The 26,238-nt window shown below is 67.4% G+C and carries 29 protein-coding genes; 25 read left to right on the top strand and 4 right to left on the bottom strand.

All coding sequences use genetic code 11. The features are described from left to right. Window positions 1–2 precede the first annotated feature (2 nt). From tilS to AC5RWU_RS06230, 19 genes are all read left to right on the top strand, one after another. A complete protein-coding gene (gene tilS / locus AC5RWU_RS06320; protein ID WP_494031377.1) occupies window positions 3–1,148 on the top strand; it encodes a tRNA lysidine(34) synthetase TilS in 1,146 nt (381 codons plus the stop codon). Between the two features lie 22 nt (window positions 1,149–1,170). After that, on the top strand, window positions 1,171–1,722 hold the full coding sequence (gene hpt, locus AC5RWU_RS06315) for a hypoxanthine phosphoribosyltransferase (RefSeq protein ID WP_494031376.1): 552 nt from the start codon (window positions 1,171–1,173) through the stop codon (window positions 1,720–1,722). Between the two features lie 176 nt (window positions 1,723–1,898). Beyond that, window positions 1,899–3,950, top strand: coding sequence for an ATP-dependent zinc metalloprotease FtsH (gene ftsH, locus AC5RWU_RS06310; RefSeq protein ID WP_494031375.1), 2,052 nt, complete (start codon window positions 1,899–1,901; stop codon window positions 3,948–3,950). 94 nt (window positions 3,951–4,044) lie between these two features. After that, window positions 4,045–4,665 carry a GTP cyclohydrolase I FolE gene (folE, locus tag AC5RWU_RS06305; protein ID WP_494031411.1) on the top strand — a complete coding sequence of 207 codons (621 nt, stop codon included), beginning with the start codon at window positions 4,045–4,047 and terminating at the stop codon, window positions 4,663–4,665. Window positions 4,666–4,678: 13 nt separating this feature from the next. Continuing rightward, window positions 4,679–5,584 (top strand): dihydropteroate synthase, encoded by a 906-nt coding sequence (folP, locus tag AC5RWU_RS06300; protein ID WP_494031374.1) that lies wholly within the window; start codon window positions 4,679–4,681, stop codon window positions 5,582–5,584. Between the two features lie 6 nt (window positions 5,585–5,590). Further along, window positions 5,591–5,986: a dihydroneopterin aldolase gene (gene folB, locus AC5RWU_RS06295; protein WP_494031373.1), complete on the top strand. Its 396-nt coding sequence runs from the start codon at window positions 5,591–5,593 to the stop codon at window positions 5,984–5,986. Continuing rightward, window positions 5,983–6,489, top strand: coding sequence for a 2-amino-4-hydroxy-6-hydroxymethyldihydropteridine diphosphokinase (gene folK, locus AC5RWU_RS06290; protein ID WP_494031372.1), 507 nt, complete (start codon window positions 5,983–5,985; stop codon window positions 6,487–6,489). Before folB ends, folK begins: the two co-directional genes overlap by 4 nt. Then, a complete protein-coding gene (locus AC5RWU_RS06285) occupies window positions 6,486–6,983 on the top strand; it encodes a DUF3180 domain-containing protein (RefSeq protein ID WP_494031371.1) in 498 nt (165 codons plus the stop codon). Before folK ends, AC5RWU_RS06285 begins: the two co-directional genes overlap by 4 nt. After that, a complete protein-coding gene (locus AC5RWU_RS06280) occupies window positions 6,976–7,488 on the top strand; it encodes a PH domain-containing protein (protein WP_494031370.1) in 513 nt (170 codons plus the stop codon). The genes AC5RWU_RS06285 and AC5RWU_RS06280 overlap by 8 nt, the downstream gene beginning before the upstream one ends. Continuing rightward, window positions 7,485–9,017 (top strand): PH domain-containing protein, encoded by a 1,533-nt coding sequence (locus tag AC5RWU_RS06275; RefSeq protein WP_494031369.1) that lies wholly within the window; start codon window positions 7,485–7,487, stop codon window positions 9,015–9,017. Before AC5RWU_RS06280 ends, AC5RWU_RS06275 begins: the two co-directional genes overlap by 4 nt. After that, window positions 9,014–9,934, top strand: a complete 921-nt coding sequence (locus AC5RWU_RS06270; protein WP_494031368.1) for a Rossmann-like and DUF2520 domain-containing protein — start codon at window positions 9,014–9,016, stop codon at window positions 9,932–9,934. Before AC5RWU_RS06275 ends, AC5RWU_RS06270 begins: the two co-directional genes overlap by 4 nt. Then, complete coding sequence (gene panC, locus AC5RWU_RS06265; protein WP_494031367.1) at window positions 9,931–10,839, top strand: pantoate--beta-alanine ligase; 909 nt, start codon at window positions 9,931–9,933, stop codon at window positions 10,837–10,839. Before AC5RWU_RS06270 ends, panC begins: the two co-directional genes overlap by 4 nt. Before the next feature lie 54 nt (window positions 10,840–10,893). Beyond that, window positions 10,894–12,429, top strand: coding sequence for a lysine--tRNA ligase (lysS, locus tag AC5RWU_RS06260; protein ID WP_494031366.1), 1,536 nt, complete (start codon window positions 10,894–10,896; stop codon window positions 12,427–12,429). Window positions 12,430–12,710: 281 nt separating this feature from the next. After that, window positions 12,711–13,040 (top strand): histone-like nucleoid-structuring protein Lsr2, encoded by a 330-nt coding sequence (locus AC5RWU_RS06255; RefSeq protein WP_494031365.1) that lies wholly within the window; start codon window positions 12,711–12,713, stop codon window positions 13,038–13,040. A 129-nt stretch (window positions 13,041–13,169) separates the two neighbouring features. After that, complete coding sequence (locus AC5RWU_RS06250) at window positions 13,170–15,653, top strand: ATP-dependent Clp protease ATP-binding subunit (protein ID WP_494031364.1); 2,484 nt, start codon at window positions 13,170–13,172, stop codon at window positions 15,651–15,653. A gap of 65 nt (window positions 15,654–15,718) precedes the next feature. Then, complete coding sequence (locus tag AC5RWU_RS06245; RefSeq protein ID WP_494031363.1) at window positions 15,719–16,255, top strand: hypothetical protein; 537 nt, start codon at window positions 15,719–15,721, stop codon at window positions 16,253–16,255. A gap of 9 nt (window positions 16,256–16,264) precedes the next feature. Beyond that, window positions 16,265–16,603: a P-II family nitrogen regulator gene (locus AC5RWU_RS06240; protein ID WP_494031362.1), complete on the top strand. Its 339-nt coding sequence runs from the start codon at window positions 16,265–16,267 to the stop codon at window positions 16,601–16,603. Between the two features lie 73 nt (window positions 16,604–16,676). Continuing rightward, window positions 16,677–18,785, top strand: a complete 2,109-nt coding sequence (locus AC5RWU_RS06235) for a prolyl oligopeptidase family serine peptidase (RefSeq protein WP_494031361.1) — start codon at window positions 16,677–16,679, stop codon at window positions 18,783–18,785. Window positions 18,786–18,805: 20 nt separating this feature from the next. Next, window positions 18,806–19,315: an amino-acid N-acetyltransferase gene (locus AC5RWU_RS06230; RefSeq protein ID WP_494031360.1), complete on the top strand. Its 510-nt coding sequence runs from the start codon at window positions 18,806–18,808 to the stop codon at window positions 19,313–19,315. Window positions 19,316–19,327: 12 nt separating this feature from the next. Here the strand turns inward: AC5RWU_RS06230 and AC5RWU_RS06225 are convergent, their stop codons facing one another. Further along, window positions 19,328–19,531 (bottom strand): hypothetical protein, encoded by a 204-nt coding sequence (locus tag AC5RWU_RS06225; protein WP_494031359.1) that lies wholly within the window; start codon window positions 19,529–19,531, stop codon window positions 19,328–19,330. Window positions 19,532–19,709: 178 nt separating this feature from the next. Here AC5RWU_RS06225 and AC5RWU_RS06220 point away from each other — a divergent pair, with 178 nt between their 5' ends. The 5 genes from AC5RWU_RS06220 (at window position 19,710) to dhaM (ending at window position 22,691) form a co-directional block, all read left to right on the top strand. After that, the gene (locus tag AC5RWU_RS06220) at window positions 19,710–19,871 is read left to right on the top strand and encodes a hypothetical protein (RefSeq protein ID WP_494031358.1); all 162 of its coding nucleotides are present in this window, start codon (window positions 19,710–19,712) and stop codon (window positions 19,869–19,871) included. A gap of 87 nt (window positions 19,872–19,958) precedes the next feature. Then, entirely contained in the window at window positions 19,959–20,153 is a 195-nt protein-coding gene (locus tag AC5RWU_RS06215) for a CsbD family protein (protein ID WP_494031357.1), read from the top strand. A gap of 175 nt (window positions 20,154–20,328) precedes the next feature. Further along, complete coding sequence (gene dhaK, locus AC5RWU_RS06210) at window positions 20,329–21,330, top strand: dihydroxyacetone kinase subunit DhaK (RefSeq protein ID WP_494031356.1); 1,002 nt, start codon at window positions 20,329–20,331, stop codon at window positions 21,328–21,330. Between the two features lie 24 nt (window positions 21,331–21,354). Further along, a complete protein-coding gene (gene dhaL, locus AC5RWU_RS06205; protein WP_494031355.1) occupies window positions 21,355–22,017 on the top strand; it encodes a dihydroxyacetone kinase subunit DhaL in 663 nt (220 codons plus the stop codon). Then, a complete protein-coding gene (dhaM, locus tag AC5RWU_RS06200) occupies window positions 22,014–22,691 on the top strand; it encodes a dihydroxyacetone kinase phosphoryl donor subunit DhaM (protein ID WP_494031354.1) in 678 nt (225 codons plus the stop codon). Before dhaL ends, dhaM begins: the two co-directional genes overlap by 4 nt. Window positions 22,692–22,722: 31 nt before the next feature. On the opposite strand, the gene AC5RWU_RS06195 is transcribed toward dhaM, so the two are convergent. Further along, window positions 22,723–23,268 carry a hypothetical protein gene (locus tag AC5RWU_RS06195; protein ID WP_494031353.1) on the bottom strand — a complete coding sequence of 182 codons (546 nt, stop codon included), beginning with the start codon at window positions 23,266–23,268 and terminating at the stop codon, window positions 22,723–22,725. A 38-nt stretch (window positions 23,269–23,306) separates the two neighbouring features. After that, the gene (locus AC5RWU_RS06190) at window positions 23,307–24,266 is read right to left on the bottom strand and encodes an HhH-GPD family protein (RefSeq protein ID WP_494031352.1); all 960 of its coding nucleotides are present in this window, start codon (window positions 24,264–24,266) and stop codon (window positions 23,307–23,309) included. Between the two features lie 111 nt (window positions 24,267–24,377). Here AC5RWU_RS06190 and AC5RWU_RS06185 point away from each other — a divergent pair, with 111 nt between their 5' ends. After that, a complete protein-coding gene (locus AC5RWU_RS06185; protein ID WP_494031351.1) occupies window positions 24,378–25,070 on the top strand; it encodes a hypothetical protein in 693 nt (230 codons plus the stop codon). 56 nt (window positions 25,071–25,126) lie between these two features. Here AC5RWU_RS06185 and disA read toward each other — a convergent pair whose 3' ends face one another. Then, window positions 25,127–26,194: a DNA integrity scanning diadenylate cyclase DisA gene (gene disA / locus AC5RWU_RS06180; RefSeq protein ID WP_494031350.1), complete on the bottom strand. Its 1,068-nt coding sequence runs from the start codon at window positions 26,192–26,194 to the stop codon at window positions 25,127–25,129. Between the last annotated feature and the right edge of the window lie 44 nt (window positions 26,195–26,238).

The raw sequence follows: 26,238 nt of genomic DNA, 5'->3' as shown, positions 1-26,238 counted from the left end.
CCGTGGCCGGCACCGGCCTCCCGCCCGCCCGCAAGTCCCGGCTGAACCCGACCGTCGGAGTGGCCCGCAATCTGGTCCGGGACACGCTGGAACAGTACCTGCAGGGCCTGGACCTGCGGCAGCGTCCCGTGCGCCGGCAAGACGGTGCCGGTCCGCCGCTGGCCGAGGTGCCGCTGGTCCTGGTGGCCTGCAGCGGCGGACCTGACTCGCTGGCCCTGGCAGCGGTGGCGGGCTTCTTTGCCCGGCGCGGGCAGCTGCGGGTGGGGGCCGTCGTCGTCGACCACGGCCTGCAGGAGGACAGCGACCGCATTGCTGCCGGTACCGCGGAGGCACTGCGCGGAATGGGTCTGTCCCCGGTCGAGGTCCGGCGGGTGGCCGTGGCCACGGCCGGCATGGGGCCGGAGGCGGCGGCGCGGACCGCCCGCTATGCCGCCATTGACGCCGTCGCCGCGCAGCACGGCGCGTCCGCGGTGTTGCTGGGCCACACGCTGGATGACCAAGCCGAACAAGTTCTGTTGGGCCTGGCCCGCGGCTCCGGGACTCGCTCGCTGGCGGGGATGCGCACCCGCCGCGGGATCTATCTGCGGCCGTTCCTGGACCTGCGCCGCACCGACACCCTGGCCATCTGTGCCGCCGAGGGGCTTCAGCCGTGGCACGACCCGACGAACCTGGACCCGGCGTTCGCGCGTTCGCGGGTCCGCGCCGAGGTGATGCCGTACCTGGAGGAGCAGCTCGGTCCGGGCGTCGCCGAGGCCCTGCACCGCACGTCCCGCATCCTGGCCCAGGATGCGGACTACCTGGACGAACTCAGTGCGGCCGCCTACGCCGAGCTCGCGTCGGTGGGCGGGATCGCAGCCTCCGGCCGGCACGAGATCCATCTGCCGGAGCAGCGACTCCGGGAACTGCCGCCGTCGCTGCGGCAGCGCGTGATGGCGCGTGCCGCCGTCGAACTCGGCGGCAGCCAGCCCAGCTTCGAGCGGTTGCAGGCCGCCCAGGCCCTGCTCAACCGCCGCGGTTCGGCGGGCCCCATCCAGCTCAGCGGCAAGGTGAGCGTCCGCCGGCAGGTGCGCGGCCAATCCATTCCACATCAGGGCCGCAGCTATGGCAGTCTTATCTTTAGCAAGACCAGCGGCAGCAGCACGCCCTAACATCCAACAGCGGGAGCATTTGGTGGATTCCAACGACGTCCAGTCTGACCTCAAGCACGTTCTCTATACCCAGGAACAGATCCAGGCACGCATCGCCGAACTGGCGGCCGAGATCGACAAGGACTACGAGGGCCGGGATGTGCTGCTTGTGGGCGTGCTCAAGGGCGCGGTCATGGTCATGGCGGACCTGGCCCGCGCGCTGCACAGCCACGTCACCATGGACTGGATGGCCGTCTCCTCCTACGGTTCGGGAACGCAGTCCTCCGGCGTAGTGCGGATCCTCAAGGACCTGGAAACGGACCTGATGGGCAAGCATGTCCTGATCGTGGAAGACATCATCGACTCCGGCCTGACCCTGTCCTGGCTGAAGACCAACCTGCTCTCGCGCGGTCCCGCGACGGTGGAGATCTGCACGCTGCTGCGCAAGCCGGACGCCTCCAAGGTGAACATTGACGTCAAGTACGTCGGCTACGACATCGCCAACGAGTTCGTGGTCGGCTACGGACTGGACTTCGCGGAGAAGTACCGGAACCTGGATTTCATCGGCACGCTCGCCCCGCACGTCTACGAATAGGCCGGTACCGGCCGGCCGGTTCTGTTCCACCCCGTCCTGCAGGCTTGTCCGCCGAGAGGGAACTAATCGGAATTCCCGTGCGTGGAATAACGGAGTGGGTGTATAGCTAGATGGATAATACCCCGCGTTATCAACGCAGCTAAGCAGGAGGGACGGGGCACAGGCCCCTCAGAAGGATGAAATTCAAAGGCATATTCAAGGGGCCGGTCATTTGGATCGTGCTGGCGCTCGCTGCGCTCCTGATCATCTTCCCGGCCCTGTCCAGTGCAGGCGGCAACCGCATTGATACCAATCAAGGCCTGCAGCAGCTGCGCGACAACAACGTTGAGCAGGCCAAGATCTACGACGGCGAGCAGCGCGTCGACCTGACCCTGCGCGAGCCGTTTGAGGACAAGGGAACCAGCGTCCAGTTCTTCTACGTCACGCCCCGCGGCGACGAAGTCGTGGAGGCGATCAACAACTCCGATGTCGAGGGCTTCACCGACCAGCCGGTGGAAAGCAACTTTTTCACCGGTTTCCTGAGCCTGATGCTGCCCATCATCCTCCTCGGCCTGTTGTTCTGGTTCCTGCTCTCCCGCATGCAGGGCGGCGGTTCCAAGGTCATGCAGTTCGGAAAGTCGAAGGCCAAGCTGATTTCCAAGGACATGCCGCAGGTGACCTTCCACGACGTCGCCGGCGCGGATGAGGCCGTGGAGGAGCTCCACGAAATCAAGGAATTCCTGCAGGAACCGGGCAAGTTCCAGGCCGTGGGCGCCAAGATTCCCAAGGGCGTGCTGCTTTACGGCCCTCCCGGCACCGGTAAGACCCTGCTGGCCCGCGCCGTTGCGGGCGAGGCGGGAGTACCCTTCTACTCCATCTCCGGTTCCGACTTCGTCGAGATGTTCGTCGGGGTCGGCGCCTCCCGCGTCCGCGACCTGTTCGAGCAGGCCAAGGCGAATTCCCCGGCCATTATCTTCGTCGACGAGATCGACGCCGTCGGACGCCACCGCGGTGCCGGCGTCGGAGGCGGCAACGATGAGCGGGAACAGACCCTCAACCAGCTGCTGGTGGAGATGGACGGATTCGATCCCAAGACCAACGTCATCCTGATCGCGGCCACCAACCGCCCGGACGTGCTGGATCCGGCGCTGCTGCGCCCGGGCCGGTTTGACCGCCAGATCTCCGTGGAGGCCCCGGACATGGGCGGACGCCACCGTATCCTACAGGTGCATGCCAAGGGCAAGCCGATGGCCGACGGCGTGGATCTGGCGTCGGTGGCCAAGCGCACCCCGGGCTTCACGGGCGCGGACCTGGCCAACGTGCTCAACGAGGCCGCGCTGCTGACCGCGCGTTCCAATGCCCAGCTGATCGACGACCGCGCCCTCGACGAGGCCATCGACCGCGTCATTGCCGGTCCGCAAAAGCGGACCCGCGTGATGAAGGAGCTGGAGCGGAAGATCACCGCGTACCACGAGGGCGGCCACGCCCTGGTCGCCGCCGCCCTGCGCAACACGGATCCAGTCACCAAGGTGACCATTCTGCCGCGTGGCCGGGCCCTGGGCTACACCATGGTGATGCCCGCCGATGACAAGTACTCGACCACCCGCAACGAGCTGCTGGACCAACTGGCGTACGCCATGGGCGGGCGCGTTGCGGAGGAAATCGTCTTCCACGATCCGACCACGGGTGCTTCCAACGACATCGAGAAGGCCACGGCCACGGCCCGGAAGATGGTCACCCAGTACGGCATGAGCGAGCGGGTCGGCGCGGTCAAGCTGGGCCAGGGCGGCGGCGAGCCGTTCCTGGGCCGGGACATGGCGCATGAACGCAACTACTCCGACGACGTCGCCTACATTGTCGACGAGGAAGTCCGGCGGCTGATCGACAATGCCCACGACGAGGCCTACGCCATCCTGACCGAGAACCGGGACGTACTGGACCGGCTGGCGCTCGAACTGCTGGAACGCGAGACCCTGAACCAGGCCGAGATCGCCCATGTGTTCCGGGACGTCCGCAAGCGGGACCTGCGCGAGATCTGGCTGTCCAAGGAGAGCCGGCCGGTCCACGACATCCCCCCGGTGGTTACCGAGGCCGAGCGCGCCGAGGCCGCTGCCGAGGGCAAGCCGGACCCGGTGACCGTGGCGCCGCAGGACCAGATCGCCGAGGCGGACATGCCGCTGCCCGAGGAACTGCCTTCGGAAGAGGAAGCCGGCCGCGGCGGCATCGATACCCCCAGCCCCAAGCAGTGAGCGGTCGCCGGGCCGCAGGCGGATGTCCGCTCATGGGTGGACACGTCCGCCGATGAGCGGACGGGGGCTGCGGCGCGATAGGATCGCTTAAGTGATGGATTTCGATGACGATATGACGGCCCTTGAGTTCGAGCAGCAGCTGGCGTCCCCGCCCGTGGACCTGCCTCGGATCGAAAAGGCCGTCCGCGAAATCCTCCTGGCGATCGGCGAGGATCCGGACCGGGAGGGCCTGGCGGAGACCCCGAAACGGGTGGCCAAGGCCTACGCCGAGTTCTTTGCCGGCATCCACCAGGATCCCGCGGAAATACTGTCCACCACCTTTGACATCGAGCACGAGGAAATGGTGCTGGTCAAGGACATCCCGTTCTATTCGACCTGCGAGCACCACCTGGTGCCGTTCCATGGCTGGGCCCATATCGGCTACATCCCCTCGAACGAGGGCAAAGTTACCGGTCTGAGCAAGCTGGCCCGCCTGGTCGAGGTGTTCGCCAGGCGCCCGCAGGTTCAGGAGCGGCTGACCACGCAGATCGTGGATGCTCTGATGCAGCATCTGCAGCCCAACGGCGCCATCGTCGTGATCGAATGCGAACATATGTGCATGTCGATGCGCGGCGTGCGCAAGCCCGGAGCGAAGACGGTCACCTCGGCCGTCCGGGGACAGCTGCGGGAATCGGCCACGCGCGCCGAAGCAATGAGCCTGATTCTCGGAAAGTAGACAGAAGGAACCCATGGATTCACTTGCCGCTGCCCCCGGAACGGGGCCCGCGACCTCGCCGCTGCCCGTGGTGCGCCCTGTTCGTGCCGCCAGGAAGTTCTCCGATCTGCCCACGGACCGCACGCTGGTCATGGGCATCCTCAACGTCACCCCCGATTCCTTCAGCGACGGCGGCAACTACGTCACGGCGGACAAGGCCATCGCACAGGGCCTGAAGATGCACTATGCCGGGGCGGACATCATCGACGTCGGCGGCGAGTCTACGCGTCCGGATTCGGCCAGGGTGTCTCCCGACGAGGAGCAGCGCCGCATCCTGTCCGTCGTCGAGGCCCTGGTGAAGGCCGGTGCCCTGGTCAGTGTGGATACGATGAACGCCTCCACCGCGGCCAAGGCCCTGGACGCCGGGGCGGCGATCATCAACGACGTCTCCGGCATGGGATTCGACCCGGACATGCCGGCACTGGTTGCCGAGCGCAAGGTCCCGTACGTGCTGATGCACAGCCGCGGCGATGTGAAGAGCAACGATCCGCTGGCCACCTATGACGACGTCGTCGAGCAGGTCATCAGCGAACTGACCGAAGTGCGGGACAAGTTCTATGCCGCCGGTGTGCAGCCCGAGCAGATCATCATCGATCCGGGCCTGGGGTTTTCCAAGAACGGGGAACACAACTGGGCGCTGCTGCGCGCCCTGGAGCGTTTCCAACTGCTCGGCCACAAGGTGCTGGTCGGCACTTCGCGCAAGCGCTTCCTCGGTACGCTGCTGACGTCCGCCGGCAAGGCTGCGCCGCCGGCCGAGCGCGACGCGGCGACGATCGCCACCACCGCACTGGCCGCGGCCAGCGGCACCTGGTGCGTCCGGGTGCACGACGTCGTCGGGAACCTGGACGCGGTCAAGGTCACCGCCGCCTGGACCAAGTAGGTAACCGTGCTGCAGCAAGTCAATGAGGACCGGGCGTTGCGGCGGGACCGGATCTCGCTGAGCGGGATCACGGCCGTGGGCTACCACGGTGTCTTCGACCATGAGCGCCGCGAAGGCCAGCCTTTTGTCGTTGACGTGGTGCTGCATACCGACATCCGGGCGGCCGCGGAAAGTGACGACCTGGCAAAGACCGCCAACTACGGCGAGCTGGCCGAGCAGGTAGCGGACATCATCGCCGGCGAGCCGCTGAATTTGATCGAAACGCTTGCCGAGCGGCTGGCCCGGCATGTCCTGGACAGCTTCGCCGTCGCGGCCGTCGAGGTCACCGTCCACAAACCCAAGGCACCGATCCAGGTGCCCTTCGGCGATGTCGCCATAACTATTTACCGGGAGCGCCCATGATGGTCCGAGCAGTACTTGCCCTGGGCAGCAACCTGGGCGCCAGCCACGACACCTTGTCCCTGGCCGTCGCGGACCTGGTGGACACGCGCCACGTCAGGCTGGTCGAGGTATCCCCGGTGGTGGTGTCCAAGCCCGTCGGCGGACCGGAGCAGTCGGACTATCTCAACATGGTCATCGAGGTGGAGACGGACCTCAGCCCGCACGAACTGCTGGCGCGCTGCCACGTGGTGGAGGACAAACACCATCGCGTCCGGGACGTCCGGTGGGGGCCGCGGACCCTGGACGTGGACATTATTACCTACGATGATCTGACCATGGACGACGGCACGCTGGTCCTGCCCCACCCGCGCGCCCACGAACGGGCCTTCGTGCTCCAGCCGTGGGCGTGGATGGATTCGGCCGCGACGCTGAACGGTGTGCCCGTCGGCCAGCTGGCGGCGCAGGCAGCGGACTTCGGCGACCTCCAGCTCTACGAAGGTGCTCTGAGGGCTGAACAGCCGTGAGGACAACCAAGTTCAGCTGGCTGGCGATCATCATCCTGATTTTCTGCGGAATCGGCTGGGCGGCCAACCTCTGGGCCAACCGCAACGGCTACCCCGTTCCGGTGCTGCACCTCAGTTCCCTGCTGACCATGCTCTTCATTGTGGTCTTCACCCTGGTGCTGGGCATCCGGGTGCTGCGCTGGCGCAACGGCAAGCGGGACCATCCGCTGGACCCCATCCTCGCTGCCCGCACGCTGGTGCTGGCGCAGGCGACGGCCTACGCCGGGGCGCTGCTGTTCGGCTGGCACACCGGCATTTTCATTGACCAGCTGACGCTGTGGAGCGTGCGCAGCACCCAGCAGCCCACCCTGGACGCACTGGCCATGATGGGCGGCGGCGCGGTGATGGTCGTCGTCGGACTCGTGGTGGAGCGCTTCTGCAAGCTGCCGCCGGAGGACATGAACCCGGCCGACGAGGACGCCTCCACGGCGGACGGGGAGGGCGAATATGCCTAGCGAACCGATCGATCCAGCCGGGATCCAGTGGCGCCGGGTGTCCCCGAAGTACATCACGGTCAGGCTGATCGGCTGGGCTATCAGCGCGCTGGTCAACGTCGCGGTCTTTTCCGTTCCGCTGGTGCTGCGGACGCTGGACATCTGGCCCGGATTCCCCGGGTGGCTGGCGTGGCTGCTGGCCGCCGGCGCCCTGGCCCTTGCGCTGTGGCGCGGGCTGCTGGTTCCCCGCCAGGTCCGCGCCATCGGCTATGCCGAACGCCACGAGGACCTGCTGATCCGCCGCGGGATCTTTTTCCAGCGGACCCTGGTGGTCCCGTACGGCCGCATGCAGTACGTGGACGTCGCGGTCGGCCCGCTGGAGCGCGCTTTCGGGCTGGCTTCGCTGAAGCTGCACACCGCAGCCCCCGGCACCAACGCGGTCATTCCCGGGCTTCCGGCCGAGGAGGGCGCGCGCCTGCGTGAGCAGCTCTCCACCCGGGGCGAGGCCAGGCTGGCCGGGCTATGAGCACGCCGGAGCCAGGACCGGGCCCTGCACCCGGGCCGGTGCCCGATGCCCCGGAGGAATGGCACCGTGTCCATCCGATCTCGCCGCTGGTCCGCGGCTGGATCGCCCTGCTGGCCTTTGCCTTCATCTTCGGCCGTGACTGGTTTGAAGGGCTGTTCACCGGCGAGCCCGTCTTCGGCCTGCCCACGGAGCTCGGGGACCGTCTGCCCTGGGCCATCGGGATCATCCTGCTGGCGCTCCTGCTGGTCGGCGGCGGCTTCTTCCTGTCCTGGTACTTCACGCGGTACCAGGTCACCGAGGAGCACGTGAAGGTCAACTCCGGGGTCGTCTTCCGGCAGAACCGGCAGGCGCGGCTGGACCGGGTCCAGGCCATCGACGTTGTGCAGCCCTTCCTGGCCCGGGTCTTCTCCCTGGCCGAGCTCAAATTCGAAGTGGCCGACGCCGGCGAATCCGCCGTGCGGCTGGCCTTCCTGCGCCTCGGCGAGGCCCAGCAGCTGCGCGCCACCATCCTGGCCCGGGCCGCGGGCCTCACGCTCGATCCGGAGCGGCCGGACGCGGTGCCCGAGGCGCCCGAACACCAGATCCTGGAACTGCGGCCCGGCCGGATCCTGGGCGCCGCCGTGCTCTCCGGTGCCACGGTCCTGCTGCTGGCAGCCATCATTGCCGCCGGAGCGGCCGCGGCCTTCTGGCAGCCGCTGAGCGCCGCTGCCGTGGTCCCGGTGGTGATCGCGGTGCTGGCCTCCTACTGGAGTGTCTTCAGCACCGGCTTCAATTTCCGCGCCGCCATCTCGCCGGACGGTCTTCGGCTGCGGTACGGCCTGCTGGATACCCGCGCGCAGACGGTACCGCCGGGGCGCGTGCAGGCGGTGGCCATCACGCAGTCCCCGCTGTGGCGCATCGCGGGCTGGTACAAGATGCAGGTCAATGTGGCCGGCTACGGCCTGAGCGCCGAAAATTCGGGCCGGACGACACTGCTTCCGGTGGGCACCCGCGAGGAAGTCATGCAGATGCTGGCGCTGGTGCTGCCGGATCCCGGGAGCGCGGATCCGGTGGCGGTCTTCACAGCCGGGCTGCAGGGCCGGAACCACGACGGCGGTTTTGTCACCACTCCACGGCGTGCCCGCTGGCTGGCGCCCATTTCCTGGCGGCGCAATGGCTTCGCCGTGACGGGCACCGCGCTGCTCATCAGGTCCGGAGTGTTCTGGCGCGGCCTCGACGTGGTGCCGCACGAACGGATCCAGTCCATGGCCCTGCACCAGGGGCCGCTGGCCCGGCTTTGCAAGGTGGCGGATCTGGTGCTGCATTCGACGCCGGGACCGGTGTCCCCGCGCGTGGTCCAGGCGGGGACCGATGCCGCCCTGCGGCTGTTCGACGAGCAGGCCGAGCGTGCGCGCCAGGCGCGCCGGTTGCACGACCGGGACCACTGGCTCGAAACCCCGCCTGCCATGCCCCCGGTGGTTGAGGGAGCGAGGCACGAGCGGGTCGAAACCCACCCGGACGCTCCCGGCGAAGGAGGACCAACAGCATGAGTGACGCATCGCGGAGGCCGGGGCGGCTGGGCGTCGGGGTGGTCGGGGCCGGCAAGGTGGGCGCCGTCCTCGGTGCGGCCCTGCGGGCGGCGGGGCACGCCGTCGTCGGAGTTTCCGCCGTTTCGGAGGCGAGCCGCGAGCGGGCCGAAAACCTGCTCCCCGGTGTGCCGGTGCTGGAGATCCCCGAAATCATCGAGCGGGCCGAACTGGTGCTGCTGGCGGTTCCGGATGACGCCCTGGCGGAGCTGGTGGGCGGCCTGGCCGCAACCGGTGCCTGGCAGGCAGGGCAGCTGGTGGTCCACACCTCCGGCCGCTACGGCACGGAGGTGCTGGCGCCGGCCCGGGCCAGGGGCGCGATTGGGCTGGCGCTGCATCCGGCGATGACCTTCACCGGCATGAGCTTGGACCTGACCCGGCTGGCGGACTCTTCGTTCGGCGTGACGGCGCCCGCGGCCGTGCTGCCCATCGCCCAGGCGCTCGTGGTGGAGATGGGGGCCGAACCGGTGGTGATCGAGGAGCGCGACCGGGTGCTGTACCACTGCGCACTGGCACACGCCTCGAACCATCTGGTCACGATCACCGCCCAGTCCGCCCAGCTGCTGCAGGATATCGGCGTGGAGCAGCCGGACCGGCTGCTGGGCCCGCTGATGCGGGCGTCCTTGGAAAACGCGTTGGCGGCAGGGGAGGGGGTGCTCACCGGCCCGGTGGCGCGCGGCGACGTTGGGACGGTCCGGGCCCACCGCGGAGCGCTGGTTGCCCATGAGGCCGACGGCGGTCCGGCGGATATCCGCGCCGCCTACCAGGCGATGGCCAGGGCGACGGCGATGCGGGCGCTGTCCCGCGGGCTGCTGAACGAGGCCCAGGCCGCGGCTATTATTCAAGCGTTGAGCAACCCAACGGAAGGACCGGACCAGTGACGGCGCTGCCCCGCCTTGTCAAGACCCATGCCGAGCTGAAGGCCGCCAGCGCGGAACTGCTCCAGGAGTTCACCGCCGCCCGCCGCGACCGGCATCCCGGCCAGGCCCTGGTCCCGACCATGGGCGCGCTGCATGCCGGCCACCAGGCGCTGGCGGCGGCCGCGCGGGAGGCCAACGACGTCGTCGTCGCCAGTATCTTCGTGAACCCGCTGCAGTTCGGCGAGGCGGCGGACTTGGAGCGCTACCCGCGCACCCTGGAGGCGGACCTGCAGATCCTTGGCGAGTGCGGCGTGGACATAGTGTTCGCCCCGGCTGTGGAGGAGATGTACCCGGGCGGCGCGCCGCTGGTGCGGGTGAGCTCGGGTGCACTGGGGGAGAAGTTCGAGGGCGCTTCCCGGCCGGGCCATTTCGACGGCGCGCTGACCGTGGTTGCCAAGCTGCTGCACGCCGGGGCTCCCGCCCTGCCGGCCGACTACCGGGCGTATTTTGGGCAGAAGGACGCCCAGCAGCTGGCGCTGGTGCGCCGCATGGTGGATGACCTGGATTTTCCGGTGGATATCGTGGGCGTGCCGACGGTCCGGGACAGCGACGGGCTGGCGCTCTCCAGCCGCAACCGCTTCCTGGACGAGGACCAGCGGGAAGCGGCGCTGGTGCTGTCCCGGGCGCTGCGGCTGCTGAAGGAACGGGCGGCCGCACGCAAGCCGCTGGACCTGCAGTCCGCTGAAGCGATGGTCCGCAGCCAGCCGCTGGTGGAACTGGACTATTTCGACGTCGTTGATCCGGACACGCTTGAACCGCTGGCCTTTAACTGCCAGGACACCCCTTTCACGGGCGAGGCGCTGGCCCTGATCGCAGCCAAGGTCGGTGCGGTGCGGCTGATCGACAATATGCCGCTCGGCGGCTGACCTCCGGGCCGGTTCCCGTCCCGTTCCGGGCCGGGCGGGCCGGATGCCTGCTTAATGCCCGTAAACTTATATACCGTGACGAAGCAAACCCCTCCCCTGAAGCCAGAACTGCAGCCGGAAGCCGCCGACGCATCCGAACAGATGCATATCCGCATGGACAAGCGTGCCCGACTGCTGGAACGCGGCCATGAGGCCTATCCGGTGGGGGTCGACCGCACGCACACCCTGGCGCAGGTCCGCGAAAAGTACGGACATCTGCAGGCTGACGAGACCACCGGGGAGATCGTGGGCGTCGCCGGGCGGGTGGTCTTCATCCGCAACACCGGCAAGCTGTGCTTTGCCACGCTCCAGGAGGGCGACGGCACCCGGCTGCAGGCCATGCTCAGCCTGGCGAATATCGGCGAGCAAGCGCTCGCCGACTGGAAGGCACTGGTTGACCTGGGCGACCACGTATTCATCCGCGGCGAGGTCATCAGCTCCAAGCGCGGCGAGCTGTCCGTCATGGCGGATGCCTGGCAGATGGCGTCCAAGTCCCTGCGGCCGCTGCCGACCCTGCATAACGAGCTGTCCGAGGAAAACCGCGTCCGCCAGCGCTACGTTGACCTGATCGTCCGCGAGTCCGCCCGCAATACCGTCCGGACCCGGGCCGCCGTTATCCGCGCTGTCCGGGATACGCTTAACAGCGCTGATTATCTGGAAATCGAAACCCCTATTCTGCAGCTCATCCACGGCGGTGCGACAGCACGTCCTTTCGGCACGCATTTGAATGCATTCGACCAGCCGATGACTCTGCGCATTGCCACGGAACTTTTCCTGAAGCGCGCCGTCGTGGGCGGGGTGGAGCGCGTTTACGAAATTGGGCGTGTTTTCCGCAATGAAGGGGTGGATTCCACCCACAGCCCGGAATTTACGACGCTGGAGGCTTATGAAGCCTATGGCGATCAATACACGATGGCCGAACTCATGCGCCGGATTATTCTGGCCTGCGCCGACGCCGTCGGCAGCCGGGTAATTTCCACCCCGGCCGGCGACATTGATCTTGACGCGGACTGGACGTGGCTGCCGGTTTATCCGGGCCTGTCCAAGGCGGTGGGCCGGGAAATCACGCCGGATACCGATATTGCCACCCTGCAGGCCCTGGCCATGGAATTCGAGGTGGTCTTCGATCCGGCGTGGGACGCGGAAAAGCTGGTGGTCGAACTTTTCGGGGAAATCGTCGAGCCCACGCTCATTCAGCCGACTTTCGTCTGCGATTATCCGCCGTCCGCCCAGCCGCTGGCCCGCCCGCACCGCAAGGACGGCCGGCTGATCGAGGCATGGGACCTGATTATTGGCGGGATGGAGCGCGGCACCGCATTCTCCGAACTGGTGGATCCCGTCATCCAGCGTGAACGCCTGACAGCGCAGTCCGCGCTGGCCGCGGCGGGGGACGTGGAAGCAATGCAGCTGGATGAGGACTTCCTGCGCGCCCTTGAATACGGCGCCCCGCCGATGGGCGGCCTGGGCCTGGGTATTGACCGGCTGGTCATGCTGTTCACCGGGCTGGGAATCCGGGAAACGATTCTTTTCCCGCTGATGAAGCCGGAATAGGCGGCGGGCCGGTCCCGCCGGACCGAGACAAGGATAGTGATGGAATATATAGCAGTACTTCTCCCGTCGGTTTGTGTCGGCGCAGTTTTCTACGTCGCCATGCGCGCGGTTTTCAACGCCGACCGTTCGGAGCGGAAGGCATTAGCCGAAGCGGAGCACCGGAAACAGCGGAAGGACAATTCCTAGCATTCTTTGACGCGCCATTTCCGATGGGCCATAATTTACCCGGGGGTAAGCATTAATTCACCGGTAATTGATGATTCCATCTATGAGGAGTTTTCGTGGCGCAGCAGGTAAAGATCATTCTCGTGGACGATATTGACGGCGGCACGGCGGATGAAACGGTGCGGTTCTCGCTGGACGGGTCCCAGTATGAAATTGATCTTTCCGAAAAGAATGCCAAGGCTTTCCGCGAGCTGGTCAGGCCCTATACGGATAAGAGCCGCAAAGTGACCGCGCGTGCGGCGGCCGGAAAGGCCAAGCCGGGGCCGGCCCGCAACCAGGAAGCAGCCCAGATCCGCGAGTGGGCCCGGGCCAACGGCTACACCATCAGTGAACGCGGCCGTGTGCAGAGCGGGATCGTGGAGGCGTACCGCCGCGCCCACGCATAGGGCGGAAGTCAAGGGGAGTAAGTCAAGACCGGGGAACCGCAAGCGTCTTATTCACGCCCGTGGCGAACAAACCACCACAGGCCCTTGCGCCGTCGTAGCATCAGAATACGCAGTAGCAAGGAGCGCCTCATGTTTGAGAGATTTACCGACCGTGCCCGACGTGTTGTCGTGCTGGCCCAGGAAGAGGCCCGCATGCTCAACCACAACTACATTGGCACCGAGCACATCCTGCTCGGCCTCATCCATGAGGGCGAGGGTGTTGCCGCCAAGGCCCTGGAGTCGCTGAGTATTTCCCTCGGTGCCGTGCGCGAACAGGTTCAGGAGATCATCGGCCAGGGCCAGCAGGCCCCATCCGGCCACATCCCCTTCACGCCGCGCGCCAAGAAGGTGCTTGAGCTCTCCCTGCGTGAGGCTTTGCAGCTCGGACATAACTACATTGGCACTGAGCACATCCTGCTCGGCCTCATCCGTGAGGGCGAAGGGGTGGCGGCCCAGGTGCTGGTGAAGCTGGGGGCGGACCTAAACCGCGTCCGCCAGCAGGTCATCCAGCTGCTCTCCGGCTACCAGGGCAAGGAGCCGGTCACCTCCGGCGGCCAGCAGCAGGAGGGCACGCCCGCCGGGTCCGTGGTATTGGACCAGTTCGGGCGCAACCTGACCCAGGCTGCCCGCGAGGCGAAGCTGGACCCGGTGATCGGCCGTGCGCATGAGATGGAACGCGTCATGCAGGTCCTCTCCCGCCGCACCAAGAACAACCCGGTCCTGATCGGCGAGCCCGGCGTCGGCAAGACCGCCGTCGTCGAGGGCCTGGCCCAGTTGATCGTCCGCGGCGATGTTCCGGAGACGCTGAAGGACAAGCAGCTCTACACCCTCGACCTCGGTTCCCTGGTGGCAGGGTCCCGCTACCGCGGCGACTTCGAAGAGCGGCTGAAGAAGGTCCTGAAGGAGATCCGTACCCGCGGGGACATCATCCTCTTCATCGACGAGATCCACACGCTGGTGGGCGCCGGTGCCGCCGAAGGCGCCATTGATGCAGCGTCGATCCTGAAGCCGATGCTGGCCCGCGGTGAACTGCAGACCATCGGTGCGACCACGCTGGATGAGTACCGCAAGCACATCGAGAAGGACGCCGCTCTGGAGCGGCGCTTCCAGCCGATCCAGGTGCAGGAACCCTCCGTGGCCCACACCATCGAGATCCTCAAGGGCCTGCGCGACCGTTACGAGGCCCACCACCGCGTGTCCATCACCGACGGCGCGCTGGCGGCCGCCGCGACCTTGGCCGAGCGCTACATTTCCGACCGCTTCCTGCCGGACAAGGCAATCGACCTGATCGACGAGGCGGGCGCGCGGCTGCGCATCCGCCGGATGACGGCCCCGCCGGAGCTGAAGGAGATCGACGAGCGCATCGCCGACCTGAAGAAGGAGAAGGAGTCCGCGATCGACGCGCAGGACTTCGAGGGCGCCGCCTCGCTGCGGGACAAGGAGCTGAAGCTGCAGGAGCAGCGGGCGGACAAGGAACGCCAGTGGAAGAGCGGCGGCCTTGACGATATCGCCGAGGTCGACGACGATCTGATCGCCGAGGTGCTGGCGAACTCCACCGGCATCCCGGTCTTCAAGCTGACGGAGGAAGAGTCCACCCGCCTGCTGCACATGGAGCAGGAGCTCCACAAGCGCGTGATCGGCCAGGACGAAGCCATCAGGTCCCTGTCCCAGGCGATCCGCCGCACCCGTGCCGGCCTAAAGGATCCCAAGCGTCCGGGCGGCTCGTTCATCTTCGCCGGGCCGACGGGCGTCGGCAAGACGGAGCTGGCCAAGGCGCTGGCGGAGTTCCTCTTCGGCGAAGAGGACGCCCTGATCACCCTGGACATGTCCGAGTACTCCGAGAAGCACACGGTTTCCCGCCTCTTCGGTGCCCCTCCGGGCTACGTCGGCTACGAGGAGGGCGGCCAGTTGACCGAGAAGGTCCGCCGCCGGCCGTTCTCCGTAGTGCTGTTCGACGAGGTGGAGAAGGCCCACGCGGACCTGTTCAACTCGCTGCTGCAGATCCTTGAAGACGGCCGCCTGACGGACAGCCAGGGCCGGGTCGTGGACTTCAAGAACACGGTGATCATCATGACCACCAACCTTGGAACCCGCGACATCTCAAAGGGCGTCCCCACCGGCTTCCAGTCCGGGACAGACACCAAGACCGGCTACGAGCGGATGCGGGCACGGGTCCAGGAAGAGCTCAAGCAGCACTTCCGCCCCGAGTTCCTCAACCGTGTCGATGACGTCGTGGTGTTCCCGCAGCTGACCCAGGAGGAGATCGTCGAGATCGTGGACCTGATGGTCGCCCGCCTGCAGCTCCGGCTCGCGGACAAGGGCATGAGCATCGAGCTCAGCCCGGCCGCCAAGGTCCTGCTGGCCACCCGCGGCTACGACCCGACCATGGGTGCCCGTCCGCTGCGCCGCACAATCCAGCGCGACATCGAGGACCAGCTCTCCGAGAAGATCCTCTTCGGCGAACTCAAGTCCGGCGAGATCGTCTCGGTGGACGTGGAAGGCGAGGGGGACGACGCGAAGTTCGTCTTCGCCGGCCACAGCCAGCCGAAGGCACTCGAGGAAGTATCCAGCTGATTGCCGTCTGCCCCGTCCCCGGGTTGTCCGGGGACGGGGCATTCCTGTGCCCGTAAGGAGAAGCCATGGTCCGCAGCATGAACATCGAAGCCATCGAGAACGGCATTGGCCGTCCGTGGGCGGAAGTCGAGAAATTCCTGGCCGGAATCAAGGCCCCGGATCTTTCCCATAAGGAGATTGCCGCGGCCCTGCACGAGGCTGGGATCGCCGACGGCTGGTGGGCGCAGTCAGCGACGGTTGCCTACGAGCAGCAGATCGGCCGGCGCATGCCCGGCCAGGACTGCGACGGCGAGTTCCAGACCTCCGTGAGCAAGACGGTGGCCGGATCAATGGACGAGGCCCGGGACAAATGGATTGCCCTGCTGGGCGACGCGGACGGGTTCTCCGGCATCGCCGTCTCGCGCGGACCGGAGCTGAGCGATTCGGCCAAGTGGCGCTACTGGCGCTGCGGACTGGCGGATGGTTCGCGGGTCAATGTGAACATCTATGAGAAGACGCCCGGAAAGTCGGCGCTGAGCCTGCAGCATGAGCGGCTGGAATCGCCCGAGCAGCTGGAGCACTGGCGGACCTTCTGGAAAGCCAAGCTGGCGGAACTGAAGTAGCCGGCCGCAATGCACTTGATCACCGCCGTCATCCAGCCGGGCAAGCTGGAGCCGGTCAAGGCGGCGCTGGCCGGCATGGGGGTCAGCGGCATGACGATTTCCAGCGCCTCCGGCATCGGACGCCAGCGCGGGCACGTGGAGAGCTACCGCGGCGCCGAATACCGGGTGGATTCGGTGGAGAAGGTCCGCCTTGAGGTATTGGCCAATGACGAGGACGTGGAGTGGCTCGTCAACGAGATTGTTGCCGCCGCCCACACCGGCCGGACGGGGGACGGCAAGGTCTGGGTGGTCCCGGTCAGCCAGGTGATCCGGGTCAGCACGGGGGAACGCGGCCCCGCGGCGGTCTAGGCCCCTGCATTGCTCCCCCTTGCACTGCCCCGGAACCCTGTGCACCGGCCCATATCAGTGGTAGGGGTGGAGCATGACAGATTCGAAGGCATCCCGCGGCCCCGCCACTCCGTTCCATGACCTGGACCATTACATTGCGCTGCCGCGGGTGAGCGGGCTGGCGCTGAGCACGGACGGCACGCGCTTGGTCACGACCGTGGCCACCCTCGATACCAAGTCCACCTCCTACACCACCGCGCTGTGGGAGCTGGATCCCGCCGGCAAACGTGCGGCCCGCCGCATTACCCGCAGCGCCAAGGGTGAATCCGGCGCGGCCTTCCTGGCCAACGGGGATCTGCTCTTCACCTCCTCCCGCCCGGACCCTGAGAATGGCGCCAGCCAGGACGGTGACGAGGAGGTAGTGGCCCTGTGGAAGCTTCCGGCCCAGGGCGGCGAGGCCCGCGTGGTCCTCTCCCGTCCGGGCGGAATCTCCGGGATCACCGCGGCGCGGGCCGCGGACACCGCCGTCGTCACCGCTGAAGTGCTGCCCGGTTCCCGCAGCGAAGAGGACGACGCCGGCCGGCGCAAGGCGCGCAAGGACCGGAAGGTCGGCGCCATCCTGCACTCGGGCTACCCCGTCCGTTTCTGGGACATGGATCTGGGTCCCGGGGAGCCGCATTTCTTCGCCGTCGAGACGGGCAAGCGGGAGTCGCTGTTGCCCGCCACCGTGGACGCCGAGGTGCCGCTGAAGCTCCGGGACATCACCGCCGGCGCCGGGCCGGCCCTGCGCGAGGCCCATCCGGTGCTCAGCCCCGATGGCACCGCGGTCTTCACCAAACTCACCACGCCCCGGGCCAAAGCGGATGACCGCTGGGCGCTGGCGCGGATCGACGTCGCCACCGGTGAACGTCGCGTCATTCTCGAGGACGATGACGCCTACCTGGAACCGGGGCCGGTGAGTCCGGACGGCCAGACCGTCGTCGTAGTCCGCGAGACCGTCGGCAGTGCCACCGCTGCGCCGCGCACCAAGCTGGAACTGCTGCCGGTCGACGGCGGCGAGCCGTTGCCGCTGGCGGCGGACTGGGACCGCTGGCCGCATCCGTGGGCGTGGCTGCCGGACGGTTCCGCCGTCGTCGTCACCGCCGATGACAACGGCCGGGCGCCCGTCTTCACTATCGAGGCCGCCACCGGGCAGGTCAGGCAGGTGACCCGGGACGACGCGGCCTACACCGACGTGGCGGTGGCGCCGGACGGGCGGACGGCGTACGCGCTGCGCAGCTCGTACGCATTCCCGCCCGAAGCGGTGCGGATCGACCTGGCCACCGGGGATACCGTGGCCCTGCCCGCGCCGGCGGCGCGGCCCAAGCTGCCGGGCCGCATCGAGGAAGTGGAAACAACGACGGCGGACGGCCGCCGCGTGCGCGGCTGGCTGGCCCTGCCCGAGGGCGCCGACCTGGCGGGCGTGCACCCGGAGGAGCCGACGCCGCTGCTGGTATGGATCCACGGCGGGCCGCTCAGCTCCTGGAACAGCTGGAGCTGGCGCTGGAACCCCTGGCTGCTGGCCGCGAAGGGGTATGCCGTACTGCTGCCGGATCCCGCGCTGTCCACTGGCTACGGCCAGGACTTCATCCAGCGCGGCTGGGGCCAGTGGGGCGGAGCTCCGTACACGGACCTGATGGCCATCACCGATGCCATGCTGGAACGGCCGGACCTGGACGAAACCCGGACTGCGGCCATGGGCGGATCCTTCGGCGGCTACATGGCCAACTGGGTGGCGGGGCAGACGGACCGCTTCAACGCGATCGTCACCCACGCCAGCCTCTGGGCGCTGGATCAGTTCGGGCCCACCACCGACTATTCCCACTACTGGGAGCGGGAAATGACGCCGGAAATGGCGGCCAGGTATTCGCCGCACCACAATGTGGAGCGGATCGGCACGCCGATGCTGGTGGTCCACGGGGACAAGGACTACCGCGTCCCGATCAGCGAGGGGCTGCGGCTGTGGTACGAACTGCTGTCCAAGTCCCGGCTGGCGGCCGATGCGAGCGGGGCGACGGCGCATCGCTTCCTGTACTTTCCGGATGAGAACCACTGGGTCCTCAAGCCCCAGCATGTCAAGGTCTGGTATTCGGTGGTGGAGAACTTCCTGGCCCGGCACGTCCTCGGCGAGGAGATCGGATTGCCTGCGGAGCTGGGACTGTAGGGCGGACGTAGGATTCCCCTATGGCTTCTTCCTTCAGCGTCCGGCCCGCCCGCACCTCCGACGTGGCGCACATCCGCCGGCTGGTGGCACCGCTGGCCGAAGGCCGCGTGCTGCTGCAGAAGGAGGCGGTGGCCTACTACGAAAGCCTGCAGGAATTCCGGATCGCCGAGTCCGGCGAGGGCGAAGTCATCGGCTGCGGCGCCCTGCACGTGATGTGGGAGGATCTGGCCGAGGTCCGCACCCTGGCCAGCGCGGACAGCTGGCGGGGCAAGGGAGTGGGCCATGCGCTCGTGGAGCAACTGTTGGAGGACGCACGCCAGCTGGGTGTGCGCCGCGTCTTCTGCCTGACCTTCGAGGTGGAGTTCTTCAAGCGGCACGGCTTCGAGGTCATGGCGGACCAGTCCGCGGTGGACCCGGAGGTCTATTCCGAGCTGCTGCGCTCGCATGACGAGGGCGTGGCGGAGTTCCTCGACCTGGCCCGGGTCAAACCCAATACGCTGGGCAACACCCGGATGATCCGGAACTTCTGAGCCGGGCGTTCGTCAGGAATTCCGAAGCCACACGGTGTATTTGCCCACGCTGCGGAAGCCCGCCGCCTCGGCCAGGCGCTTCTGGCCGCGCGCCAGCGCCATTTCGGCATAACTGTCCATGACGGAGGCGTCGTACCTGCCGCCGAGCATTCCGGTGGCGGTCGTCGGCAACACCCCGCGTTGGCTGGTCATCAGGTCCGGCACAGTACCCTGCACCAGCCGATCATATTGGAGATGGCCTGCTCAACGGCGACGGTCATGCCGACAGTATGGCGGGGCGGGTGGCGAATAAACCATCAGCAGGGTTATGCTAAGCAAACTTAGTATTCCTTTGGATGCTAACGGTTCTTCTCGACGAGTTGAGCTGGTGTCGACAACGAAAGTGAGTCACTTCATGGGTTTTGAAGACATCAAGAACACCGCCCAGAACGCATTCGAGAACGCGCAGGGCAACCCGGACGACCAGAATCTTAACGATGAGGGCCAGCAGGGCGGCCTGGCCGGCAAGGCCAACGAGCTTATTGATGGTGCCCAGGAGCGCTTCGGGCAGCAGTGATCCGCCCCAGCTCCACCGGAATCCGCCCCGAATGAAGGCGGCTGAACCGTTCGACGCCGTTGGACGAGTTGGATAAGGAGAAAAACGATGGGTATTGGCGACAGGATCGAGAACGCAGCCGAGAAGGCAAAGGGCAAGGCCAAGGAAGGCGTCGGCGGCGCCACGGATGACCGCAGTATGGAATCTGAAGGCAAAATGGACCAGGCCAAGGCGGACGTGAAGAACGCCGGCGAGGATGTCAAGGACGCGTTCAAGGACGCGACCAACAAGGACAAGCCATGACGGAAGTCCGCTGACCGGACTGTGGGAGGGGCAATTGCCTCTCCCGCAGGCATTTAAGCAGCCTTTCCACCAGTCTCCGGAAGCTCTGTTCCCGCACATGCCGCCGGGTTAAGGTGGACAGGTGGCCGCCGGGCGCAGCCGCGGACGGGCCGTAACCGCAAAGAGGGGTTCATTCGTGAAGAAGCTCATCAATGATCCGAAGGCTGTGGTGGACGAGTCCCTGGAAGGCTTTGGCCTGGCGCACGCGGAGCTGGTCACCGTCCACAGCGATCCCACCTTCATTACTCGCAGGGACGCGCCGGTGCAGGGGAAGGTCGGGTTGGTTTCCGGCGGCGGCAGCGGTCACGAACCGCTGCATGCCGGTTATGTGGGGCGGGGAATGCTCGACGCCGCCGTGCCGGGTGCCGTCTTCACCTCGCCGACCCCGGACCAGATCCTCGCGGCGACCGTCGCAGTGGATGGAGGTGCCGGCGTCGTGCAGATCGTGAAGAACTACACGGGCGACGTGCTGAACTTCGAAACCGCCGCGGAACTGGCGGAGGCCGAGGGTGTGATGGTGCGTACCGTGCTGGTCAACGACGACGTTGCGGTTGAAGATTCGCTGTTTACGGCAGGCCGGCGTGGAGTCGGCGGAACGGTGCTCGTGGAACGTATTGCCGGCGCGGCGGCGGAACGGGGCGATGGCCTGGAGGCCGTCGCGGCCCTTGGCCGGCGCGTCAACGAAAACGTACGGTCCATGGGGGTGGCGCTCTCAGCCTGCACCGTGCCGCATGCGGGCGAGCCGAGCTTTGACCTGCCTGAGGATGAGATCGAGATAGGCATCGGCATCCACGGCGAACCGGGCCGACACCGCATTCCGCTTGAGGATGCCGACGCCATCACCGACCGCCTGCTGGGGCCGGTGCTCGCAGATCTGGGTGCCGCCGCAGGAGAGAGGGTGCTGCTGTTCGTCAACGGCATGGGCGGAACCCCGGCCAGCGAGCTGTACATCGTCTACCGGCACGCGGCGGAGGTGCTGGCCCAGCAGAGCATCACCGTGGCGCGCTCGCTGGTGGGCAATTACATCACCGCGCTTGAAATGCAGGGGGCGTCCGTCACCGTCCTGAAGCTCGACGACGAAATGCTTGAACTGTGGGATTCGCCGGTGCATACACCGGCGCTGCGCTGGGGTGTCTAGCGGATGCATTGAGGAAGGATGGGGATGGAAACAGTTCCCGTGCGGCTGGATACGGACTGGACGGTGGGCTGGCTCCGGCGCAGTGCCGCCGTCATTGCCGAAAACCGCAAGCTGCTGATCGACCTGGACCGGGCCATCGGGGACGGGGACCACGGCGAGAACATGGACCGCGGCTTCCAGGCAGTCCTGGCGAAGCTGGAATCCGACGCCGCAACGCTTGCCACGCCCGCGGCCGTGCTGAAGCTGGCCGCGATGACCCTCATGTCCACGATCGGCGGTGCCGCGGGCCCTCTCTACGGCACGGCCTATCTGCGGGCGTCGACCGCGCTCGGCGACGCGGCGGAACTGGACCCGGCCGGCGTCGTCGCGGCGCTGACCGCAGCCCGGGACGGTATCGTGGCGCGCGGCAAGGCGGAGGTCGGGGATAAGACCATGGTCGATGCCTGGACGCCGGCCGTCGAGGCGGCGGACACCGCCGCCGCAGCCGGGGCCACCGCGCCGCAGACGCTCGCCGCGGCAGCGAATGCGGCCAAGGCCGGGGCCGAGGCCACCGACCCGCTGGTGGCGCGCAAGGGCCGTGCCAGCTACCTCGGCGAACGGAGCGCCGGCCACCGCGATCCCGGTGCGGTTTCCACCGCCCTGCTCCTGCAGGCGGCCGCGGATGCCGCGGACGGGGAGGTCGCGTGACGGTCCGGGTTGGCCTGGTGATCGTTTCCCACAGTGCGAAGCTGGCCGACGGCGTCTGTGAACTCGCCGCCCAAATGGCACCTGACGTTGTGCTGGCGCCGGCCGGCGGAACGGACGACGGCGGCATCGGCACCAGTTTCGGTAAGGTCCAGGCGGCCATCGCCTGCGCCGACGCCGGCTCCGGGACAGTGGTGCTGGTGGACCTGGGCTCGGCCCTCATGACAGCGGAAGCGGTACTCGAATTCCTGGACGACGGGCAGCGGGCCCGGGTGCGGCTGGCGGATGCACCGCTGGTCGAGGGGGCCGTAGCGGCGGCGGTTGCCGCCCAGACCGGGGCAGAGCTGGCTGCGGTGGCCAGTGCGGCGGAAGGCGCGCTGGCGGTGCCTGCGCGGCTGGAGGCGCCTGGCCCGCCGGCCGCGGCCAGCCAGGGTTCGTGGGAGATCATCAATCCGATGGGCCTGCATGCCCGGCCCGCGGCGCACATCGCCCAGGCCATGGCGGACCTGGACGCGGAGGTCCAGATCAATGGCGTGGATGCGAAATCCGTCATGCTGCTGATGACGCTGGGTCTGGGGCAGGGCAAAACGCTGAGCATGACGGCCACCGGACCGGATGCGGTCAAGGCCGTTCAGCTGGTGGAAGACGAGGTCCGGAACGGCTTCGGCGAGCTCTGAGCCGGCGGACCCGCCTGTGCCTGGCCAGGGCTCAGTCGTCCTCCGCGTGAAGACCGTCCCGGTCCAGCCTGACCGAAACCTGCGGCGCTTCGCCGCCGCAGCCTGGCCCGTTGGGGAAGACCAGCTCCGCGGGCGCCGTCGTCGTCCGCTCCGGCAGCATGCCGCCGTCGGCCGTGGAGCCCAGGGCGGTGATCTCCAGCTGTTCCGCAGGGAGATCCGGGATGTCCAGGAAACCGACCAGCGTTCCGTCCGGTTCCAGCACCGCCGAACAGGCGGTATCCGGCCCGGCCGTTCCTGCAGCGCCGGCTGTTCCAGCAGTATCGCCGGGCCCGGGGGATTCGCAGCCCTGGTCCACGGCGATGGTCCCCGGCGACAGCTCCACACTGTCCTCCACGCACTGCCCGCTCCAGCAGACGATCAAATGCACTCCGGTGACTTCCGGGGCAAGTTCAGCGGCGACGGTAACGCCGACGCCGGACCGGGCCGCGATCTGCGTGCAGGCCTCCGGAACCGTGGCGCAGCCGGTGGTGGCCACCGCTGCCGCGGCCAGCACCGCGTTGGCAAGAGAAAGATGCATACTTCAGCCTAGGAGCGCGCCGGCGGAAGCGACTAGCCTCAATTCGGTAAACGGATCCCGGCGCCCACGGCCTCGGCGAGACCGTCCTGTAACAGCCCTTCGAGGGCGCGTTCCAACTGTTCCTGCGGCGCGTTCAGCCCGTGCAGTTTGAGCAGCACGGGGTCGGGGGCAAAGCCGAGGTCCGCCGGACCGGTCAGCAGCACTTCCCGGTGGACCGGCTCCCCAGCCGCCCGCAGCACGGCCATCATGGCTCCGCGCACCTGGCGGTCCGTGCCGTGCCAAGCCTGGCCCTTGGGCACATAGTCAGGCTCTGGCCGGCCAGCAGCAATCCAGGCGCACCGGTCGAGCACGGGACAGTCGCCGCACTTGGGGGAGCGGGCCGTGCAGACGATGGCGCCCAGCTCCATAACCGAGGCGTTCCATGCAACGGAGGTGCCGTCGTCGTCCGGCATCAGGCGTTCGGCGAGGCGCATCTCCGCAGCGGTCAGGGAGCGCGACGGGAGGGCACGGCCTTCGATCAGCCGCGCGTGGACCCGCCGGATGTTCGTGTCCACCACCGTCTCCCGCCGGCCGAAGGCGAAAGCTGCGATGGCGGCGGCGGTGTAGGTGCCGATTCCCGGCAGGGCCAGCAGTTCTTCGTAAGTCGACGGGACCTGTCCGCTGTGGCGGTCCACAATGGCGTTGGCTGCGGCGTGCAGCCGCAGGGCCCGGCGCGGATATCCCAGCCGGTCCCACAAGCGGACGGCTTCGCCGGCCGGCTCGGCCGCGAGTGCCGCCGGGGTGGGCCAGCGCTCCATCCATTGCCGCCAGACGGGGAGCACCCGCACCACGGGCGTTTGCTGGAGCATGAACTCGCTGACCATGACTCCCCAGGAAGTCCGGTCCGCGTCACGCCAAGGCAGATCCCGCCCGCTGATGCCGAACCACTCGATGATCCGTCCGTGCAGTTCCCCGGCGTGGGCCATGCGCACAGCGGAAGTCGGCGCCGTCGTTCCCATGGGCCTCCTCTCCCGATCCCAATACTGTACCGGTGAAAACGCTGTGAATCCGCGGCGGCTCGGCGTGGTGTGGAGCCCACCCCGGGAGCAGTAGCTAGTAGCCTTGAGTGCATGGCCGGGAATGGAACGCATGGGCGGGGCGGACGCCCCGGGGTGCCGCGCAGGCGCCCCAGCCCCGCTGTGTACCGCCGACGGCGGCTGGTCGCCGCGATCCTGGCCCTGCTCATCCTGGCGGGACTGATTGCGGGCGGTATCGCGGTCGCAAACCTCCTGGGCAACCTGGGTGCCTCCGGTCAGCCCCAGACTGAGGAAGGCTCCGCGGAACCTCAGCCCTCCGAAACCCAGCCGGCGGATGAACCGCACGGATCCGCTTCCCCGGGACCGTCGGCTTCCTCGACTTCGTCTGCTTCCGACGACAAGGTGTGCGACCCTTCCAAAGTCAGGGTCTCGGCGGAAACGAACGCGCACGCCTACCCAGCTGGCCGGAATCCGGTACTGACCATGATCGTAACCAATGTAGGAACCGAGCCCTGCCAGCTCAATGTCGGTACCACGCAGATGGAATTCATCATTACCAGCGACGCAGAGCGTGTGTTTTCCTCGAAGGACTGCCAGGTTGAACCGCAGGACCTAATGCGGACCATTGAGCCGGGCACCACCGAGCAGGCGAACTTCATCTGGGAACGGAACCGGACGGTTCCGGGCTGCCAGCCGGTGGAATCGACAGCCGGTGCCGGAACGTATCAGTTCCAGGCGAAACTCGGGCAGATTTCCGGCGGACCAGCCGAGTTCGAACTGTCCTGACGCCTCCCGGAACCGGCGCCTCGCGGAACCGGCGCCTCGCGGCACCGGCCGGACGGCTACATAAACCGGTCGAGCAGGCTCGTCTCGGCGATCCGGGACAATCCTTCCCGGACCGTGCGGGCACGCTGGTCGCCGATCCCCTCCACCGCCATCAGGTCGTTGATGTTTGCCGCCATCAGATTCTGCAGTCCGCCGAAGTGCTCCACCAGGCGGTCGCCCACTGCGCGGGGTACGGACTTGATGCCGGAGAGCAGCCGGTAGCCGCGCGGATGGACCACCGCTTCCAGCGAGTCGGCGCCGGAGGCAAAGCCGACCACCTGGGCAATGCGGTTAAGGTCAATCAGGTCCAGCGAACTGAATTCCATCAGCGTCTTGAGCTTGCCCTCGATGCTGCCCGACGGATCGGAATAGTCCCGCAGGATCATCTCGCTGCCGGGTCCCAGACCGGCCGTCAGCTCCTCCAACTGCAGGGACAGCAGACGCCCGTCGACACCGAGCTCCAGCACGTACTGGCTGATTTCCTCCGAGATGCGGCGCACCATTTCCTCACGCTGCAGCGTCGCGGCGACGTCGCGCACGGTGACCATGGCCTCGATTTCGAGCGCGGACAGGGAGCTGGTCACTTGGTCCAGCCGGGCCCGGTAGCGTTCCAGGGTTTGCAGCGCCTGGTTGGCGCGTGCCAGGACCGGCTCCGATCCTTCCAGCACATGGCGCAGCCCGTTGACATACAGCGCAATGATCTGCATGGACTGGCTGACGGAAATGACCGGAACACCCGTCTGGATGGCGACCCGCTCCGCGGTACGGTGCCGGGTGCCGGTCTCCTGGGTCTCGATGGAGGGATCCGGTACCAACTGGACGCCCGCACGCAGGATATTGGAGGCGTCCTTGTCGCAGATGATCGCCCCGTCCATCTTCGCCAGCTCGCGCAGGCGCGTCGGAGAGAATTCGATGCCGATTTCGAAGCCGCCGGAGCACAGGGAGTCGATAGTGCGGTCGAATCCCAGCACGATCAGGGCACCCGTGCGGCCGCGCAGGATTCTTTCCAGACCGTCACGCAGCTGGGTACCGGGGGCGACCCTGGCGAGGGTAGCCTTCAATACATCTTCCGGGCTGCGTGCCATGTAATCTGTCCTTCCGGCCTGCGGGAGCGCCTGCGGTCTGGGCG

Source organism: Arthrobacter sp. B0427-1-12 (assembly GCF_059092905.1).
This window is presented reverse-complemented; position numbering and strand designations above follow the sequence as displayed.